This is a genomic window from Sporolituus thermophilus DSM 23256, from assembly GCF_900102435.1.
Classification (GTDB): Bacteria; Bacillota; Negativicutes; order Sporomusales; family Thermosinaceae; genus Thermosinus; species Thermosinus thermophilus.
On record NZ_FNBU01000006.1, the window covers coordinates 111,672 to 131,913 of the forward strand.

At 54.1% G+C, this 20,242-nt stretch carries 12 protein-coding genes, 1 tRNA gene, 1 pseudogene and 1 riboswitch; of the genes and pseudogenes, 11 read left to right on the top strand and 3 right to left on the bottom strand.

The window, feature by feature from the left end; genetic code table 11:
* The first annotated feature begins 185 nt into the window (after nt 1-185).
* From addB to BLQ99_RS05490, 4 genes are all read left to right on the top strand, one after another.
* Nucleotides 186-3,668, top strand: coding sequence for a helicase-exonuclease AddAB subunit AddB (gene addB / locus BLQ99_RS05475; protein ID WP_093688930.1), 3,483 nt, complete (start codon nt 186-188; stop codon nt 3,666-3,668).
* Nucleotides 3,665-7,381: a helicase-exonuclease AddAB subunit AddA gene (gene addA / locus BLQ99_RS05480; protein ID WP_093688932.1), complete on the top strand. Its 3,717-nt coding sequence runs from the start codon at nt 3,665-3,667 to the stop codon at nt 7,379-7,381. The genes addB and addA overlap by 4 nt, the downstream gene beginning before the upstream one ends.
* Before the next feature lie 162 nt (nt 7,382-7,543).
* Complete coding sequence (locus BLQ99_RS05485) at nt 7,544-9,190, top strand: nitrite/sulfite reductase (protein ID WP_093688934.1); 1,647 nt, start codon at nt 7,544-7,546, stop codon at nt 9,188-9,190.
* A gap of 262 nt (nt 9,191-9,452) precedes the next feature.
* Entirely contained in the window at nt 9,453-10,031 is a 579-nt protein-coding gene (locus tag BLQ99_RS05490; RefSeq protein WP_093688936.1) for a superoxide dismutase, read from the top strand.
* A gap of 56 nt (nt 10,032-10,087) precedes the next feature.
* On the opposite strand, the gene BLQ99_RS05495 is transcribed toward BLQ99_RS05490, so the two are convergent.
* The 3 genes and pseudogenes from BLQ99_RS05495 to BLQ99_RS05505 all read right to left on the bottom strand — a co-directional run bounded on the left by BLQ99_RS05495 (nt 10,088) and on the right by BLQ99_RS05505 (nt 14,217).
* Nucleotides 10,088-11,491, bottom strand: coding sequence for an FAD-binding oxidoreductase (locus BLQ99_RS05495; RefSeq protein WP_093688938.1), 1,404 nt, complete (start codon nt 11,489-11,491; stop codon nt 10,088-10,090).
* A 154-nt stretch (nt 11,492-11,645) separates the two neighbouring features.
* Nucleotides 11,646-13,490 (bottom strand): annotated as a pseudogene (locus BLQ99_RS15420) (APC family permease).
* A 334-nt stretch (nt 13,491-13,824) separates the two neighbouring features.
* Nucleotides 13,825-14,217 carry a Na-translocating system protein MpsC family protein gene (locus BLQ99_RS05505; protein ID WP_093688940.1) on the bottom strand — a complete coding sequence of 131 codons (393 nt, stop codon included), beginning with the start codon at nt 14,215-14,217 and terminating at the stop codon, nt 13,825-13,827.
* Between the two features lie 47 nt (nt 14,218-14,264).
* Nucleotides 14,265-14,404, bottom strand: a riboswitch (cyclic di-AMP (ydaO/yuaA leader).
* Nucleotides 14,405-14,872: 468 nt separating this feature from the next.
* On the opposite strand from BLQ99_RS05505, the gene BLQ99_RS05510 reads away from it, so the two are divergent.
* The 7 genes from BLQ99_RS05510 to istA form a co-directional block, all read left to right on the top strand.
* On the top strand, nt 14,873-16,225 hold the full coding sequence (locus BLQ99_RS05510; protein ID WP_093688942.1) for an MFS transporter: 1,353 nt from the start codon (nt 14,873-14,875) through the stop codon (nt 16,223-16,225).
* Nucleotides 16,226-16,284: 59 nt separating this feature from the next.
* Nucleotides 16,285-16,360: transfer RNA gene (locus tag BLQ99_RS05515), tRNA-Ala, on the top strand.
* Nucleotides 16,361-16,528: 168 nt separating this feature from the next.
* The gene (locus BLQ99_RS05520) at nt 16,529-17,446 is read left to right on the top strand and encodes a tyrosine-type recombinase/integrase (protein WP_171904603.1); all 918 of its coding nucleotides are present in this window, start codon (nt 16,529-16,531) and stop codon (nt 17,444-17,446) included.
* Between the two features lie 12 nt (nt 17,447-17,458).
* Nucleotides 17,459-17,644: a hypothetical protein gene (locus BLQ99_RS05525; RefSeq protein ID WP_093688946.1), complete on the top strand. Its 186-nt coding sequence runs from the start codon at nt 17,459-17,461 to the stop codon at nt 17,642-17,644.
* 454 nt (nt 17,645-18,098) lie between these two features.
* Complete coding sequence (locus BLQ99_RS05535) at nt 18,099-18,284, top strand: helix-turn-helix transcriptional regulator (RefSeq protein ID WP_093688950.1); 186 nt, start codon at nt 18,099-18,101, stop codon at nt 18,282-18,284.
* A gap of 45 nt (nt 18,285-18,329) precedes the next feature.
* The gene (locus BLQ99_RS14755; RefSeq protein ID WP_143005875.1) at nt 18,330-18,668 is read left to right on the top strand and encodes a hypothetical protein; all 339 of its coding nucleotides are present in this window, start codon (nt 18,330-18,332) and stop codon (nt 18,666-18,668) included.
* A 145-nt stretch (nt 18,669-18,813) separates the two neighbouring features.
* On the top strand, nt 18,814-20,242 hold a 1,429-nt coding region (istA, locus tag BLQ99_RS05540; RefSeq protein WP_245690234.1), incomplete at its 3' end, for an IS21 family transposase.

Genomic DNA, 20,242 nt, shown 5'->3' on the forward strand with positions numbered 1-20,242 from the left:
GACGCGGAGCGGCGCGATGCAGCGCGCTAGGAATAATTTTCTCTCCGTGTTCTCCGCGGTTCTTTTTTGTTGTCGTAATTATCCACCACTTTCCGCTTACTAATTTCCGGTTATCAACGTCAACAGGGAAATGGGGGCTGGATGGCCAATACATATAGGTATGTAAACGAGAGGAGGCGGCTCTTATGGCTCTGAATCTTATCCTCGGCAGGGCGGGCACGGGCAAGACCCGCCGCTGTCTTGACGCCGTCCGCGAGCGGCTAGTTCAAGCGCCTGACGGTCCGCCGCTGCTTTTAATCGTGCCTGAACAGGCCACCTTTCAGGCTGAGCGCGAACTGGCCGCCACCCCTGGCCTGGGCGGCTTTGTCCGGGCCCATGTCATGGGGTTTCGCCGCCTGGCCTACCGGGTACTGGCCGAGACGGGCGGCGGGGCGGCGCCCCACCTGACCGACATGGGCAAACGGCTGGTCCTGCGGCGCCTGCTGGCCGAGCACCGCGGTGAGCTAAAACTCTTAGGACAGGCTGCCGCCCAGCGCACCTTTGCCGATACCCTTGCCAGCCTGATTTGGGAATTTAAGACCTATGGCATTGCTCCGGAGCAAGTTGCTGCTGCCGGAGAAAGTCTCGGCGCCACGCCGCTGGCGGCCAAGCTGCATGACCTGGCGCTGCTGTACGAAGCATTCGAGGATTTTCTGCGGGGCCGGTACACCGACCCCGAGGACTGTCTGCGCCTGCTGGCGGCCAAAATTCCCGCCGCCACGCTGACCCGGGGCGCCGAAGTGTGGGTCGACGGCTTTGAGTGGTTTACGCCCCAGGAATACGCGGTGCTCGAAGCGCTGCTTTTAGCGGCGCAAGACGTTACCGTTACCTTATGTCTGGATGAGCCTGATGCGCCGCACCACGCGGACGAGACGACGCTCTTTCACCGCTCCTGGAAAACGCGGCAGTCGCTGCGCAAGCTGGCGGCCCGCCTGGGCGTGAGCTGCCGGGAAGAGGTGCTGACAATTGCCCGGCGGTTCCAAGCGCCAATTCTCGCCCATGTGGAACGCTATGCCGCCGATGCCAGGCCGCCGGTCTGGACGGGGGATAAGCAGGGCCTGACCATTGCCGAGGCGGCTAACCGCCGCACGGAAGTGGAAGGCATCGCCCGCGACATGATCCGCCTCTGCCGGGACGAAGGCTATCGCTGGCGGGACATGGCGGTGCTGCTGCGCGATACGGACAGTTATGCCGACCTGGTTGAAACCGTGCTGGCCGACTACGATATACCCTTTTTCAGCGACCGCCAGCGCCCGGCTGTCCACCACCCGCTGGCCGAACTTATTCGCTCCGCCCTGGAGGTTGTGACCGAGCGGTGGGCCTATGAGCCGGTTTTTCGCTGCCTGAAAACCGACCTGTTTCCGCTGTCGCGCGACGAAATCGACCTTCTGGAAAACTATGTGCTGGAATTCGGCATCCGCGGCAGCCGCTGGACCAAGGACGAGCCGTGGACGTTCGTGCGGCGCCTGTCGCTGGATGAGGATGCCGAACCGGATGAGCGCCAGCAGGCTTACCTTGACCGCATCAATGCCATCCGCCGGCGGGCGGTGCAGCCGCTTATGAGTTTTGAACAGGCGCTGACGCAGGCGGCCACGGTGCGGGATATGACCGCCGCGCTCTACACCCTATTGGCCGATCTGGATGTGCCGGCAACGCTGGAAAAATGGGCGACGGCCGCGAGCGCCGCCCGCGACCCGGAGCAGGAGCGCGAACACCGCCAAATGTGGCATAGTATCGTTGACTTGTTCGACCAAATCGTCGATACCTGCGGCGAGCAGAAAATGACCCTGGCGGACTATGCCGCCGTTGTGAACGAGGGCCTCGAAGGGCTGGCCTTTAGTCTCATTCCGCCCGGCCTTGACCATGTTACGATTACCCCGCTGACGCGGGCGCGGCTGGCAGCCAAGGTTATCTATCTGCCGGGCGTCAATGACGGCGTGCTGCCTAAGCGTGGCCGCGAGGAGGGCCTGCTCAGCGACCGGGAACGGGCCGAGCTGGCTAGTCTCGGGCTGGAACTGGGGCCAACCAGGGAGGCGGACGTGTTTGCCGAACAATTTGTTGTCTACACTGCCCTAACCCGGGCGAGCGACCGGCTGTGGGTGAGTTTCCCCCTGGCCGATGCCGAAGGCAAGGCGCTGGCGCCGTCGCTTATCGTCCGCCGCCTGAAAGAACTAAGCGGTATCGATGCGCTGAAGCCACTGCCGGTCGAGCCGCCCGCCGGGGCGGAAGACGAATATATCGTCCATCCCCGCCGCAGCCTGGCGGCGCTTGCGGCCGGATTGCGGCCCGCCCTTGCCGGTCAGCCGGTCGGAAAGCTGTGGCGCGACCTCTACAACTGGGCCGTGGCGCGGCCTGATCTTGCCGCCGATTTGCAGCGCGTAGTGGCCGGCCTTTTTCACTCCAACCAGGAACAGGCGCTCCCACCGGAGCTGGCCCGGCGGTTATATGGCAAACAAGGTAAGCTGCGGGGCAGCGTTACCCGCTTTGAGGGCTTCCGGGCCTGTCCGTTCCAGCATTTTGCCCGCTACGGCTTGGCGCTCAAGGAACGGGCGGTGGCCCAGCTTAAAGCGCCCGATTTCGGCCAGTTCTTCCACGCCGCCCTCCGCCAATTCGGCCTGCGGGTTGAAAAGGAGCTGACCGCCGATAACCGGCGCCGCTGGCAGCGGTGGGGCGATGTGAAAGATGAAGAAATCGGGCCGCTCTGTGAGGCCATTGTCCAAGAACTAGCGCCCAAACTGCAAAACGAAATTTTGCTCAGTTCGGCCCAGTACCGGAGTATCACACGGCGCCTGCAACGGACGCTGCAGCGCACCGTCACCCGGCTGGTGCGGCTCGACCGCCGCAGCCGGTTCAAACCGGTAGCGCTGGAGCAGGCGTTCGGGCGGGATGGCGCCGCCCTGCCGGCGCTTACTCTTACTCTGCGCGACGGAACCGAGCTTGAGCTGGTCGGGCAGATTGACCGCCTGGATATGGCCGAGCACAAGGGCCGGCGGTTGCTGGCCGTCATTGACTACAAAGCGGGCGGCGCTTGGCTGCGCCTGCCTGACGTCTATCATGGCCTGCGCTTGCAGCTTTTGACTTATCTGCTCGTCGCCCTGCGGCACGCCAACGCGCTTTGCGGCGAGGGGGAATACGCCCCGGCGGCGGTGCTTTACTGCTATATTAAAAATCCCAAAGTGTCAGCCGGTCAATGGCTGCCGCCGGAGGAAGTGGAAAAGGAAATCAATAAGCAGCTGAAACTGCCCGGCTGGCTGCTGGATGACGTGGAAACGGTGCGGCTGTGGGAGCCGGGCCTGGTTGGTTATGCCGAATTTCTGAAAGTGTGCATCAACAAGGATGAAACCTTCCGCCAAAATACGCGGGTTTATGTCAAAACGGAGGAACAGTTCGCGCTGCTCCTTCGGCATGTGCAGGCACAGTTGACCGCTACGGCCGAGGCTATTCTGGCCGGGGAGGTGGCCATCCGGCCGTACGCGCTTAAAGGGCGGACGCCATGCGGAAATTGCCGCTACCGTCCGGTTTGCCAATTTGACCGGCTGCTGGCCGACAACGACTTTGTGCAGCTGCCGGACCTGGGCGATGAGGAGATTTGGGCCCGGCTGGCGGCGGAGAAAGGAGAAGAGGCATGAGCAATTGGTCACCGGAGCAACGGGCGGCCATTGAGGCGCGGGGCCAAAACCTGCTGGTGGCGGCCGCCGCCGGTTCGGGCAAGACCTCGGTGCTGGTACAGCGCATTATCGACCGCATCTTGGATAAAACGGCGCCGGTCAATGTCGATGCCCTGCTGGTTGTGACTTTTACCAATGCGGCGGCGGCGGAGATGCGCGAGCGTATAGCCCAGTCCCTGACGGCGGAATTGGCCAAAGGCGAGCGGACCCGCTATCTTGAGCGGCAGCTCTTACTCTTAAATCAGGCGTCCATTTCCACTATCCACTCGTTCTGCCAGTCGGTAGTACGGCAGTATTTCTACCGGCTGGACCTGGATCCCAACTTCCGCATTGCCGGCGAGGGCGAAACGGCGCTGCTCCGCAGCGACACGCTGGAAGCGCTGCTGGCCGAGCGGTACGAACAGGGTGACGAGGCGTTTCTTACCTTGGTCGACCACTACGGCGATGAACGGGACGACAGCTCACTGGCCGGACTAATCCTGCGCTTATACGAATTTGCCCGCAGTCAGCCCTGGCCGGAGCACTGGCTGCGCCGTCTGGCCGACGCTTTCCGCCTGGACGGGGCGACCGGCATCGGCGAACCGTGGGAAGCACTGCTCGCCGACCGCATTGCTCTCGAACTTGAGCGGCTCCAACACAAGCTTACCCGGCTGGCGGCGGAGGCGGCCCGCCCCGGCAATCCCGCCGCTTATGTCAAAACGTTGGAGGACGACCGGGGCCGGCTGGACGGGGCAATCGCCGCCGCCCGCCGTTCCTGGCGCGAACTGGGCGCAGCGCTCAATGGCCTAAAGTTTGGCAAGCTCGACCCGGCCCCGGGCGTGGATGCCGCTATCTGTAAGCGGTTCCAGGAGCGGCGGAACGCCATTAAGGCCAAAGTAAAAGAACTAACCGAGCGCTATTTCGGCCGGCCGGAACAGGAATTTATCGCCGACATGCGCGCCCAGCTGCCGCTGATCGAAACGCTTATCGACCTTGTTCTCGAATTCGGCCGGCGCTTTCAGCAGGCCAAAAAAGCCAAGGGCCTTGTCGATTTCAGCGACCTTGAGCATTACTGCCTGCAGGTGCTGCTGGCCGACGGCGCGACGCCCGGTAATGTGCAGCCGTCGGCGGTGGCCCTGGCCCTGCGCGAGAAGTATGAAGAAGTGCTGGTGGACGAATACCAGGACACCAATGGCGTTCAGGAGACCATTTTAGAGCTGGTGTCGCGGCCTGACCGTCCCAACCGCTTCATGGTCGGCGATGTCAAGCAGAGCATCTACCGGTTCCGCCTGGCCGAACCGGGCCTGTTTTTGGAAAAATATAACCGCTATCCGGCGGTAGCGGACGGCAGCGAGCGGCGCATCGACCTGGCGCAGAATTTCCGCAGCCGCCCCGGCATTTTAGCGGCCGTTAATTTCCTGTTCAGCCAGCTTATGACGCCGCGGGCGGCCGAGATGGGCTACGGCGAGGCCGAAGCCCTCAATCCCGGGCCGGATTATCCGCCGTGCGACCAGCCGACTTTGGCCGGGCCGGTAGAAGTTCATCTTATTGACCATGCCGAGGCCTTGGCGGGGAAGTCAGCAAACGGCGAAGCAGAGGAAGAAGAGGCGGAGCAGGGCAATGAGGCCGCAAGCGGCGACGAGGCGCTTTCTGCGCAGGAACTAACCGCGTTTGAGCGGGAGGCGTGGCTTATTGTCCAGCGGCTAAAAGCGCTGAAAGAGGCCGGCCATGTCGTCTACGACAAGCATGGCAAGGCTTACCGGCCGTTGGCCTGGCGCGACATAGTCATTCTGCTGCGGGCGGTGCAGGGCAAGGCAGGTGTGCTGCTCGACGTGCTGCGGCAGGCCGGCATCCCGGCTTACGCCGATCTGGACGGCGGATATTTTGAGGAGACGGAAGTGCAGGTCATGCTGTCACTCTTGGCGGTCATTGACAACCCCCGGCAGGACATTCACCTGGCCGGCGTGCTGCGGTCGCCGCTCGTGGGCCTGAGCGCCGGTGACCTAGCCGCCATCCGCCTGTGTAAGGACGGCGACCTGTGGACGGCGCTGACGGCGGCTCTTGAAGCTGATCTGGCTGAGCCGCTGCGGCAAAAGATTGGCATCTTTCTTGACCGGCTGGACCGTTGGCGGAGCTTGGCGCGGCGGCGGGGCGTCGCTGAGCTTATTTGGGGTATTTACCGCGAAACAGGGTATTATGACTATGTCGGCGGTATGCCCGGCGGGGCTCTGCGGCAGGCCAACCTACGCGTCCTCTACGACCGGGCCCGCCAGTACGAAGCCACCAACTTCCGGGGACTCTTCCGGTTCCTTCGCTTTCTTGACCGGCTGCGCGACCGCGGCGCGGATATGGCGGTGGCGCGAGCGTTAGGCGAGGGCGAAGACGTGGTCCGGGTCATGAGCATCCACAAGAGCAAGGGTCTTGAGTTCCCCGTAGTCGTGCTGGCTGACCTGGGCAAGCAGCTAAACCTGAGCGATACGAAGGAACTGGTGTTGTGCCACAAAGAACTGGGGTTAGGGCCCAAAGTTATCCGCCCCGACCTCAGGGACAGCTACCCGACGCTGGCCCGCTGGGGGATTGAGCACAAGCTGACGCTTGAGGCCAAGGCGGAGGAACTGCGCGTTCTGTATGTGGCCCTGACGCGGGCGCGGGAAAAACTGATTCTGGTGGGATCGGTGAAAAAATTAGCCGACCGGTGCAGTGACTGGTGCGCCGTGGTGGGACGGCAGGCCCAGGCGCTGCCGGATGCGCTTATTACCGACGCCAAGAGCTATCTCGACTGGTTGGGGCCGGCCATCGTCCGCCATCCGGACGGCGCCCCCTTGCGTGAGCTGGCCGGTTGTGACTTGGTGCCGACCGCAAAACTGGCCGCCCTTGCTTCGGCTTGGCAGGTCACTATCCATGCGGCCGACGGCATAAGTGCGGTCGCGCCGGGCCAAACGGCCGATAATCCGCTGGTTGCGCGGCTTAAAGAATTAAAACCGCTGCCGGGCGGCGACAGCGCCTGGGTGGCGGCGCGGCTGGACTGGCGTTATCCCCATGCCGCGGCCGTGGGCCAGCCGGCGAAACTCACGGTCAGCGAAATCAAGCGCCGGTTCGCGCTGGCTGACCAGGAAGGCAAGCAGTGGTATCCGCCACGGCTGGCGGCGCGGCCGCGCTTTATTCAGGCGGCGGGTAAACTGACCGCGGCCGAAGTGGGTACGGCCATGCATGCCGTCATGCAGCACCTCGACCTGGCCGGCGACATTAGCGACTCCGGCGTGTGCCGGCAGCTCGAACGTTTGGTTGCGGCGGAAATTCTTTTGCCCGAGCAGGCCGCCGCGGTGGATGCCGCAGCCATTGCCGCCTTCTTCGCCAGCCCGCTGGGGCAGCGCTTGCTAAACGCGGCGTGGCGCAGGCGCGAACTGGCCTTTTGCCAGGTGCTGCCGGCGGCGAACGTGGAGCCGGCCTTGGCCGGAACGGACGAAACGGTCTTTATCCAGGGCGTCGTCGACTGCCTTTTTGCCGAGCCTGACGGTCTGGTCCTAATTGACTACAAGACCGACCAGGTAAAGGACGGAACCGAACTGATCAAGCGGTACGACGTGCAACTTAAACTCTATGCCGCCGCGATGGAGGCGATTTTCCGGCAGCCGGTTAAAGAAATATACCTGTATGTCTTCAGCACGGGACAGACCGTGCCGGTTGGGCGCTAGCTGCTGAGTGACGCTGGCGGCGAAAAACAATCCAGTTTGGCCAGACAAGGCCAGACTGGATTGTTTTGTTTGGATACGCTTCTAGACAATTTACATAAACAATAGTATTATTAGTTATATGGCTATAAAAAATATTTATATCTCTTTAAGGAGGATGGTTAATTGGAACGTCCATGGGCTAAGGATTTGGCTAAATTAAATAAAACGGAGTTAATTAAGCTCAAAAAAGACGGGCTTGCGATTTTAGATGATATTGAGCGCTTGGCCGCGGCCGGTTTTGCCGCTCTCGGGGCAGAGGACATCGAACTTTTGAAATGGGCCGGCCTTTATGGGCAAAAGCCGCGGACCGACGGCTATTTCATGCTGCGCGTTAAAGTGCCGGGCGGTATCATGAATGGCGAGCAGGTGCGGACTTTGGCCGCGATTGCCCGCGCCTACGGGCGGAACGAGCTGCATTTGACCACGCGCCAGGCGGTACAGTTTTATTGGATCAGACTGGAATACTTGCCTGATATCTTTGCCCGCCTGGCCGCGGCCGGTTTGAGTTCGGTCGAGTCTGCCGGCGACTGTCCGCGCGCGGTGACCGGCAATCCGCTAGCCGGCATCGATCCGGACGAAGTGATTGACACCAAGCCGTTGGTCGAAGCAGTAACGCGGTTCTTCCAGGGAAACCCGGAGTTTTCCAACCTGCCCCGCAAATTCAAAATTTCGATTTCCAGCAGTGGCCTTAACCCTGGTCATGCTGAAATTAATGATGTGGCCTTTACTCCGGCCGTCAAAGAAATTGACGGTGAGCAAGTTATCGGCTTTCACGTCATGGTGGGCGGCGGCTTAGCGGCTAAACCGCATATGGCCGTCAAGCTGGACATTTTTGTCCGCCCGGAAGAAGTAGTGAAAGTAGCGGCGGCGGTAGCGACCATTTTCCGGGATTTTGGTTATCGTGAGCATCGTTTCCACGCCCGCCTGAAGTATCTGGTCGCCGACTGGGGTGAGGCCCGGTTTCGGTCTGAACTGCTGAAACTTACCGGTCCGTTGCCAACCAGGGGGCAAGACCTGACGCGGGGGTGGAACGGGGGCTATTATTACGGTGTCCATCCGCAAAAACAAGCCGGTCTGCATTATGTCGGCCTGGCCATCCCCGGTGGGCTGCTCACGGCGGCTGATCTGGAGGGGTTGGCCGAGCTGGCGGTACGGTACGGTGACGGATCGCTGCGGACTACTAATACCCAGAACCTGATCTTGGCCAATGTCGCCGCCGATAAAGTAACTGCTTTGCTGGATGAGGCGCTGGTAAAACGCTTTACGCCCTTTCCCCAGCCGTTTGCCGGCCATACCGTTGCCTGCACCGGCAATACTTTTTGCACTATGGCGATTGTGGAAACAAAACGGCGGCTAAATTCCATTGCGGAATATCTTGATAAGCATGTCGAACTTGATACGCCTGTCCGCCTGCATATGTCAGGTTGCCCTAACGCGTGCGGCCATCATCAGATTGCCGATATTGGCCTCCAGGGTTCACTGCTTAATGTTGACGGCAAAGCCATTGAAGCGTTTGAACTCTGGCTTGGTGGCGCCTTAGGGCCGGGCGCGGCTTTTGCGACGAAACTGGAAGGGCGTATTCCCGCCGACGATGCGGCGAAGGCCATTGAACGGCTGCTAAAGTTTTTCCAGGCAAACAAGGGCGAAGGCGAAACATTTGCCGCCTTCGTCAGACGGGTCGGGGTGCCGGCCTTCCAGACCAAGCTGGACGAGTTTTTAGGAGTATCCGGCCACGGGGAGCAGCCGGTCAAAAAGGCGGTTAACGGGTAAAATAACTGTAATAAAGCGCTCACGAACTTGATAAACAAAAGGGCTCTGGGGCTGATGCCCCAGGGCCCTTTTGTCATTCACTAAACTATCTGTTGAGCCGGTTGGTCTTTACTCAACCGGTGGATTTGTTTACAGGCCTGCCCGAACGGGGGTAAATTCAGGAATAATGCCGCGCCACCGTGATGCATTGGCGCCGATTGCTGCATAAAGTAGAATGGAGGCTTTAATGGCTTCGCAATGTATTAATTGAAGGAGGGATACCGTGGAATATAAGGCTAAAGACTATTCATACCTTATCGGGATGGAAGGGTTTAGCCCCGAACTCCTCAGGATGCATTTCACGCTGTACCAGGGGTATGTGACCAATACCAATAAACTGCTGGAAATCTTAGACCAAATGCTGCGCGCCGGCAATTTGAATACGCCGGAGTACAATGAACTCAAGCGGCACTTGGGTTGGGAGTTTGACGGCATGCGGCTCCACGAGTACTATTTTGAAAATCTGGGCGGCAATGGCCGCCTCAGCCGGCGCAGCCGGGTTGCCGCGGCAATGGCGCAGAACTTCGGCAGTGTGCAGGCCTGGGAAAAAGACTTCCGGGCGACCGGCGCCATCCGCGGCATTGGCTGGGCTATCCTGTATCAGGACGTGACGAACGGCCGGCTGATAAACTTTTGGATCAATGAACACGATAAAGGGCACCCGGCAGGATGCAATCCGCTGCTGGTGATGGACGTGTGGGAGCACGCCTATATGCCGGATTACGGCCTCGACCGCGCCGCCTATATCAATGCCTTTTTCGGCAATATCGACTGGCGGGTGGTGGAGGAGCGGCTACTATAAAAAATGCCGCCTGCTTGTGCAGGCGGCATTTTGCCGGTGAGGAGGCGGCCTTAGCTTTAGCTAATATCAATTACTTTACCTGGGTTCAGGATAAGGTTGGGATCAAGGGCTTGCTTGATGGCTTTCATCATTTTGAGTTCGACGGGATTGGCGAATTTCTCCAGCAGCTTAACCCGCTTGTAGCCGATGCCGTGTTCGCCGGACAGTTTGCCGCCCAGGTTGTAAACCAGGGTATATAGTTCTTCCTGGACAAGCGGCAAGATGCGATCCCAGTCGTCGTCACTCATTTTATCTTTGAGAATATTAACATGGATGTTGCCGTCGGCGGCATGGCCGGCGCAATGCATGGTCACGCCGTGTTTGCGGCCAATGGCAGCGATTTGCTCGACGGCTTTGGGAATTTCACTCATGGGGACGACGATGTCTTCCATAGAAAAGACCAGGCTGCGGGCGCGGTCGGCTTCGGCGAAGGCCTTGCGCGCTTTCCAGATTTTCGCCGGATCAGCGACCAGTACGGCCATGGCGCCGTTTTCGGTACACAGTTCGTCAATGGTGGCCGCTTGTTCTTCAAGTTGTTCTTCGTTTTCGCCTTCGAGCTTGATGATAATATAGTAGCCGTTGTCACTGTGGGGCTGTTTTTCCCGCAAAAATTCCTCGCAGCATTTGATGGTTTCATTATCCATAAATTCCACGCAGGTAGGCGTGATGCCGGCGGCCATGATTTTTGGCACGACCCCGATTGCGGTAGCGAGGTCAGGGAATACGGCCAGCAGGTCAATCTGTTCCTTGGGAAGCGGCATCAGCTTCAGATATATCTTGGTGATGACGCCCAGGGTGCCTTCTGAGCCAATAATCAGGTTGACGAGGCTATAGCCGGTGGAATCTTTCATGCATTTACCGCCCAGGGTGACAATTTCCCCTTCCGGAGTGACAATCTCCAGGCCGTATATTTGACGGCGGGTGGTACCGTATTTGACCGCCTTATTGCCGCCCGCATTGGTGGCGACATTGCCGCCGATGAAGGAACTGTCGCCGCTGCAGGGATCGCCGGCATAGAGATACCCGGCGGCGTTGGCCGCTTTTTGCACCGCCTCGGTGGTTACGCCCGGCTCGACGACCATAAACATATTAACGGTATCAATTTCCAAAATTTTATTCATCCGCTCCAAGGACAGGACGATGCCGCCTTTAAATGGCACGGCGGCACTGGCCAGGCCGGTGCCTGCGCCCCGCGGGACAACGGGTATGCGCTCGCGGTTGGCAAGTTTGATGATTTCGGCGATTTCCGCCGCATTGGCCGGCAGGACCACTGCTTCCGGCATTTTCACATATTTGGGGTCGGTTACCTCGTCGTGGGAATAGGGCTCCATCTTCTCGGGGCTGGTCCAGACATACTTCTCCCCGACGATTTTTTTCAGCTCAGCAATTACAGTCTCGCTTACCGGATTGTAAGCGACCATGCTTTTTCCCTCCCTCACACGGGTATAATCAATTAATTATACCAATTGCTAAATTCAGTATAATCTTGCAGGGAAAATTTGTCTATAAGAATTTTTTATGAAGTGCGTAAAAATGAGTGATATAAACAAATGGTTTTGGCTGCTGGTTGCGATTTTATTTTTGTAGGTGATAAGGAATAGTAGCGACAATTACGTTTTCTTTTAAGATAAGCAGCGTCCGCAAAATCCAGCCGGTTTGGTTATGGAGCAGTCTGTGCCACCATTTTTTTGTTTCGAATTCCGGGATCAGGACGGTTATAAAATCAGACGGCGCCTTGGTTCTTTCAAGCTGTTCAATATAATCCAGCAACGGCTTAATTACCAACCGGTAAGGAGAGTAAATAGTAACCAGGCGGATATCGGGATTCCATTTCTCCCATTTTTCTTTAAATTTACGGCCTGCTTCGTCATCGGTAGCAATGTGCACTGCCAGGATATCGGGACTAAGCGCTTTGGCGTACTGAAGTGATTGGGCTACCACGCGGGTAATACTGGCTACTGGTACGATGATCAAGTTCTTAGCTTGGGTGGGGGTGCTGCAAGCTGGCAGGGTTGGTATATTCAGGCGGCAGCTGGAGCTGTTCTGACATATCGTTGTAGTGGTGGCGGATTTTTTTAAAAATATAAATCATTGTCGGAATGAAAATAAGCACCAGCCAGGCGCCATAAAAGAATTTGGTAATAGCGATGACCAAGACAACGGTACCAGTGACGATGGCTCCTACCCCATTTAAAATTGCTCGCCTGGTCCAGCCTTTGCTTTTCTCGCGGCGCCAGTAAACAACCATACCGACTTGAGCAATGGTAAACGAAAGAAAGACGCCAATGGCATACAAAGAAATTAGATGTTCGGTGTTGCCGTGGAAAATAGTGATTAGCAGGCCGGCTATGACGCTGAGAAGAATTATTCCGGTGGAGAAGCTGAGCCGTTCGCCTCTGACGCCAAGATAACGGGGCATATAGCCATCCTTTGCTAAAATGGACAATAGGGGCGGCAGGCCGTTATAAGCCGTATTGGCCGCTAAATATAGCACTAACATGGTGGTAAATTGAACATAGTAATACGCCCAATTGCGGCCGAAGGTTAACTCAGCCACCTGCGAGAGCGCCGTAACATCAGGCGTCGGAATGATATGGTAATGCATAATCAAAAAGGAAATACCAGCAAACATGACCGCAAGGATTGCGACATCCAATAAGTTGTTATTGTTGCATTGCGGATTTCCGGTTTTTTGAACATCGGCACGCCGTTGGAAATAGCTTCCACACCAGTCATAGAACTGCAACCGGAGGCAAAGGCACGCAGGATCAGAAAGGCAACTGTCCAGTCCCATTGCTTAGCGGTAGATGCGGGCGGAATAAGCGGCGCCGGCTGCGTAAACGCCTGATAAACACCTGCCGCAATAAGCCCTAACATTCCCAGGATAAAAGCATACGTAGGAAAGACAAAAACATTGGATGATTCGCGCACGCCGCGCAGATTGATTAACATCAATATGCCAAATAACACGGCTAAATCAATTGTCACCGCATGGGGGGCTAACTGCGGGAAAGCAGATACGATCGCTTCCGTACCTGAGGAAATGCTCACTGCTACAGTAAGCGAATAATCGGCAAATAGGGCCGCTGCTGCCGTCAGGGCCGGCAATTCACCAAGGTTGTGGATGGCTACGGAGTAAGAACCGCCACCGCCGGGGTTAGCTTTGGCCACCTGTACATATGAAACAGTTACAATAGCCAGTAATACGAGGATAGCAAGGGCGACCGGCCCTATATAGCCATACGCTAATACCCCAGGGATAGCAAGAGTAAGCATAATCTGTTCCGGGCCATAACCAACCGATGACAGGGCATCAGATGAAAAAATTGCCAGTGCCTTCCATTTTGGCAGCTTTTCGTGACTAAGCTCTCGATTATGCAGCGGTCTGCCAATTAGCAAACGCCTGATTTCACGCATCATAAAACTATCAGCCTCCATTATACTCTTTATGGTTAACGTACAGGCTTATCCTAAAAAATAAGGCCAATAGTTATTCCAGCTTTTGTAGGCCACCGCTGTGGCGGACAACAATAAGAAGTACATCGTATTTCGCGATTAGCCAAAGTATATCCTCATTTGTCCATATTTAATGTTCCCTCGCTCGGAATCAAATAATGGCGATTTAGCAAGTGTAAAAAAAGCAAACCGGTGCGTAAGCAACCAGACCTTGCGGCCAAATGAGCCGCCCGGCTGTTACTCGCGTACCGGCCTACAAATCGCCTAAGCTGTGCTGCTTCTGCGTTTTGTCCGCCAGCTATGCGTCCACTTTAGCTTTTTCTTCGTCGCGGAGCCGTTTTTCCAAATTTGTATCAAGAATATATATTTCCACCCGCTCGCCCGTTTTAGTGCTAATGTCACTGTGGCTGCTGACCACACGGCACCCGGTGAGGCGGGCCACCAGGTTTTCCGCTTCTTCGTTAAATGTCTCGCGCAGGATCTGCCGCATTTGTTTAACTACTTGCCGGCCTTTTTCGGTTTTGACAAGATGTGTTTCCTCGATAGTCAGAACGCCTTTTAGGCGGATTAAGACCATATCATCAATAATATAAGTCTTGGCTTCCGTAGGTCCGCGGCCAATGAGGCTGCGCTGAAACTTAATAAAGGCATCATTAATTTCGGCTTCCAACAGAGTTTTTTTTATAGCCATAACAACCGTTTCCTCCGTAACATAAAAAGAAAAGACCGCACGGTCTTTCGACCTCTTTGCTTTAGCCTACGAAGTTAGCTGTCGGGTTAGGATGGCAAGAGAGGTAAACATCCTTTCTGCCTGTGGCAGAATTCACCCCAAAAAGGTGGGTCCTCCGCTTCCATATGGAATTCGGCTTTGCTTTGTTTTACAGAGTCAATTATAGCTTATCTGTTACAGAAAGAAAGTTTCATTTTAGCAGGAAAAACTGGCTTTTTATAGCCTGGGCTGGCTAATAATACAACGGGATGGTTATGGCGCTGCATTAAAACAGTTTGCGCAAAATTTGAAGCGGCGGCAAAAACCAGGTGTGAAAACATTGTCTCCATTTCCCGAAATAATGAGGTATAAAAGCTAGTAGAACAGTCTAGCCAGTGCTTTACGCTATACTCGGTTGCCATAAAAGAGTGTTGACAGCGGGCGGGGCGGCGTGGCATAATAAACACAAATCAATATTGGTACCTTTAAATCAGTCCTGTGAGGCTGGCAAGGTAGGCGGCGTAATCAAGATTGCAGCTTTATGGCACTTTTATATGCCAAAAAGGGCTTCCTGTCAGTGGGACTGGCGGGAAGCCCTTTTCGCTTGCCTCGGTACCAAAAACGAGGAGGAGAAGGTATGGAAACCCACGTCAAGGTTATCGGGCAGGAACCACGTCTCTTGCCCCAAAGCTTAACCCAGGCCGGCGCGTCGGTCGGCGCCGCGGACGGCGGCAGCCGCTACCGCTGGCAAGTGCTAATTGCTTCCGTGCTGGGGTATGCCATGGACGGGCTGGATATGCTCATCTTGTCCTTTGTCATGACAGCGATCATCGGTGCTTTCGGCCTGACCCTCGCCGAGGGCGGGTTGGTGGCCACGGTAACCTTGATCGGTGCTGTGCTTGGCGGCTATGGCTTTGGCATTTTGGCCGACTATATCGGGCGCGTGCGCGTCTTTTCCCTCACCATTCTGGTTTTCTCGGTTTTCACCGGCCTAACGGCCTTTGCCGACAGCTTCCTGGAACTCAACATTTACCGCTTCCTGGCCGGTTTGGGCCTGGGCGGCGAGTTTGGCATCGGCATGACGCTTGTCACTGAGACGTGGCCGAAAGAAAAGCGGGCGCGGGCGACCGGGGCAGTGGCTGTCGGCTGGCAGCTCGGCGTGGTGGCCGCCGCTTTGGTCAGCGCCTATGTACTACCGGCCTTTGGTTGGCGGGCCGTTTTCCTGATCGGCGCGCTGCCGGCCCTGTTCGCCGCCTGGGCGCGCTACGGTCTGGCTGAACCGCCTATCTGGCTGGCAACGCAGGCGAGAAAAAAGGCGCTTCGGGAAAAAATTGCCGCCAAGCTGCCCTTAACCGCCGAAGAACAGGCGTTTTACAACAAGACCACCCAGTTCCCCTTGCTGCACCTGTTCGCCGACCGGCGTACGGCAACGACTACGCTGGCCCTTACGGTGATGACCAGTGTGCAGAACACGGGCTACTATGGCATTATGGTCTGGCTGCCCACTGTCTTGATGAAACAGCATGGGTTGACGCTGAACAAAACGAGCATGTGGATGGTGGCCACCGTTTTGGGGATGATTTTGGGGATTGCCGTCTTTGGCTATATTGCCGATAAAATCGGCCGCCGTCCCGCCTATATGGCCTTCCAGTTGGCTTCCGCGGCCGCGGTGTGGGTGTATGCTAACCTGTCTGACCCGCTGCACCTTTTAGTCGGCGGCGCGATCCTCGGCTTCTTCTGCAATGGCATGATGGCCGGCTACGGCGCGCTGCTGTCGGAAAACTATACTACGGAAGCCCGTTCCACGGCGGAAAACTTTATCTTCAACACCGGCCGGGCCGTGGGCGGTTTCGCTCCTCTCGCCATCGGCGTCCTGGCCGCTCAGTACAGCCTTTCCGGCGCGCTGGCGCTGTTGGCCTTCATCTACGTCGCCGCCGCCGTCAACGTCTACTTCCTGCTGCCGGAAACGAAGGACAAAGAATTGGTATAAGAACCTTGCAGGCAATCAGGAAATATAATATAATATTTGTCGTGAAGTTCAAATGGTGTGGGGGCGTAGCTCAGTTGGGAGAGCGCATGGTTCGCATTCATGAGGTCGTGGGTTCGAATCCCATCGTCTCCACCAGGAGCTAGATTTTGCCTATGTTCGCAGGGTGGTGAATGTAGGCATTTTCATTTTGATGAACACATAGTTGGTTTTTATGCGTTGACTTTGAAGTAAAAAAATATAGGAACTATGTGCTTACTTCCTTCCTAAAATTGGCGTTTTATGTCAATTAGGAGGGATTTTTTTATGACTTTTGGCGAGGCAAAAAAAATTTTTTTGATTGCAAAAAAAGCACAAAACATAGCTGAAACAACATACTCTTCATACGAACAAGTGCTTAGATTTTTCGGGCAATGGTTATATGAGGAAAAACAGGTTATTGATATTGAACATATCACTAGTGATTTTATTCGCGAATTTTTCGCTATGTTGAAAAACCAAGGTAAGCGTGGCATTACACTTCGTGATTATTATATTGTTTTTAATGTGTTTTTTAATTTCCTATACAATGAAGAATACCTGCATAAAAACCCGATGAAGAATATCACTAAACCGAAAACAGAGAAAAAACAAATGCGTACATTCACTGCGCAAGAAATAGCTAAGATGCTTAATTGTTGGGATAAAAATACTTTTTGGGGTTATCGAAACTATTGCATGTTTTGTTTGCTTTTTTCAACCGGAATAAGAAAATCTGAAATAATTAACCTAACATTAGCTGATATAAATATAACCAATGACCTGATCCGCATTGCACAGGGTAAAGGCATGAAAGAACGATTCGTACCTATCGGAAAAACGATGAAAAAGGTATTGCAACATTATTTGAAGATGAGAGAAGAATACCTGCAAGAGGAAGAATGTAAGTGGTTATTTTTCAGCCAGCGGCAAAAGAAAAAACTAACACCATCGGGATTAAATTGCTTATTCAGGCGATTAAAACAAGAACTAAACCTACAAGGCGAAAAAATATCCTGTCATACATGGCGGCATACTTTTGCCAAGAACTATTTGCTTAATGGTGGAGACATATTCTCACTGCAGAAAATATTAGGACACAGCGATATTGCTACGACAAAAAACTATCTCAACCTGACCGATCACGAAATGAAAATGCAACATGCGAAATTTAATCCCCTGGACAATCGGGACTGGCTGTATTAGGAGGGGATTGACATGATTAGCAAAGAAAAAGCCGTCATGGATTGGATTGAAGAGAACTTCTATATCAACAGCATCAAAATAGAAGAATATCCATTGTTTCCGGCAGGGAAGAAAATTACCGACAAAAATGGTGATGAAATGGTAGTGTATTATGACCTGCTATACAACAGGGTTGATTGGGATTTTCCGAAAAAATGAGACTATAATCCTAGAAAAATAGGAAAAAAGTCCTAGGGAAAAAGGTTGTATTTTTGTCCGATTTATTAAGTATGGAATTGAAGGGTATTTTTCGCCAGACAAAAAAACCTTACATTTTTACCAAATATGGGATTGATATTTTATAGAGGGGTAATTTTCAGTCAAGTAAAAAAACCTTGTATTTTTGCCCGAAAATACGTTAAACAGGGAAGGGTTTTTAAATTCATTGTAGACATTTAGCTTAAAATGTTCGTGTATGATGGACATATAAAAAATGTAATATTTTTGGCCGAAAATTCGTTACACAGGGTAGGGTTTTTTACACTAGGCAAAAAACATTCTATTTTTGCCTATTACTGGCAATATTTTATAGAAAGGGTTATTATCCAGGACAATGTCCTGGATTTTTTTATTTTGCTTGTTCAATCAAAAAATTGAAAGGTGGTGATATGTGATGAAATTGACCAAGCTAAAACTAGCCAGGCTTAGGGCAGGACTAAAACAGACAGAACTTGCCAAAATGTTGGGAGTCAGTCCTAGTTACATCAACAAAATCGAAAACAATGCCGTAAAACCAACTATGGAACTTCTGTTCAAGTTGTGTCGGTTACTCGACATTAGTCCTTATGAACTGGACTAATTTTTTTATGTCTATTCGGTCAAAAAATTGAAAGGAGTTGGTTGCATGTACAAATACACCTGTAATACCTGCTATGATACCTCTATTCGTTCTGTCCCAGGCTGGGATATTGAATGTCATTGCGGCGGTATGGCGACAACAAAACAAAACAATAGCAAATATTCGTATGCTTGCCCGAAATGTGGTAATACATGGATAAGCGATCGATTCAACGCAAATATTTGCCCTGATTGCGGTTATTGGCTAACAGTATGTAGTTATGACGAAAATGGTCAAAAAATCAACCAGGAAGAATACGAGCAAATAAAACGAAACAAAGATAATGGATTGAAATACCTGCTGCATGTTTATGGCAAAATAAAAGTGCAGAGATTGGCATCCTAAAAATGCAGAGCTGAAATTCCAGTTTGGCATAAAAAGAGGCACTTGCCAACAACCAAATAATCCCTTACCGTAAAGTTGCTGAGACTAACACGGGAGGGGAATTGAAAGGATGTTGACATTGCCTCAGCAACAGTATATCAGACTTATGCGTGAAGTTGAAGGGTGTACAATCTCTGAAATCGCCAGAAACAGAAACATATCTTGGCGAACGGCCAAAAAGTACGCAGATAAAAACGACTGGAATATAGACTTTGGCCCTCGCATTAGGCAAAAACCTGTCATGGAGCCATTTCAGGAGGTCGTCGATACTTGGCTGGCAGAAGACCGTCAGCTGCCCCGTAAGCAGCGGCATACTGCCGCCCGGATTTATCAGCGACTGAAAAATGAATACGGCTTTACCGGCAGCGACCGGACTGTCCGCGCCTATGTCCAAAAACGCCGAGAGCAGATGGCCGTGGAAGATGCTCAGGCCTATCATCGCCTTGAGCACCCCGGCGGTGAAGCTCAGGTTGATTTTTGCACTGTACAGGTAAGTAAAGATGCAAAGCTGATGGAGTACAAGCTGCTCGTAGCTTCCTTTCCTTACAGCAACGCAGCCTTTGTCTATCCGGTACCACGGGAAAACCAGGAGTGCTTTCTCGAAGGCCTCAAGCGCTTGTTTGAAAAAATGGGCGGCGTACCTACCCGGATATGGTTCGACAACCTTTCGGCGGCAGTGGTGTCCGTCGAAAAAGACGGCCAACGAAAATGCACGGATGCTTTCCTTAGGTTTTGCGCCCACTATCGGTTTGATGCCGTATTTTGCAACCCCAACAAAGGCAATGAAAAAGGCCATGTGGAAAACAAATGCGGTTATAGTCGCCGGAACTGGTGTGTACCTATACCGGTATTTACCGACCAAGAAACCTTTGCACGCGAATTGACAGAGATCGAACAAGCTGACCGGCAGCGCCCTCACTATGCCAAAGGCGTCACGATCGAAGAACTGTGGCACCAGGAAACCCCTAAACTCCTCGCCTTGCCTGATAAGCCCTACGAAGTGTTGCGGTTAGATAGTGCCAAAGTTAACGGTTATGGCGAAATCCGCTTTGATAATGCCAGCTTTTTTCTCCCTGGCGTACAACCTGATGCCGACGTCTTACTAAAAGTGTTTTGGAACCGGATAGAAGTGTATGACAGCGATTACCAAAAGCTAGCCCAATTCCCCCGGCCATACACCGGCAAAACCATGGACATCCCCTGGCGGGAAGTATTGCAAAGTTTGCAGAAAAAGCCGCGCAGCGTTAACCATTCGCAGTTTGTCCGGCTGTTGCCCCTGGTTATCCAGCAGTTTGTTTTGGCCCGGGATGCCGGTGGCGCTCCCAATGAAATAAAACTGCGCCTCGGCTGGCTTAGCGAGTGGCTGACATGTTACCGGCTGGATGAGATAGCTCAGGCACTTGAAAAAGAGTGGCTTGCCGATGGCCATACAGGTGCTTTTTGTGACCGGATGATACATAGACTGTATACTATTCGTAATCCGCAAAAAACGCTGCCGGAAGTATTGCCGACCGCTCGCGAATTGCCGGCTGCTG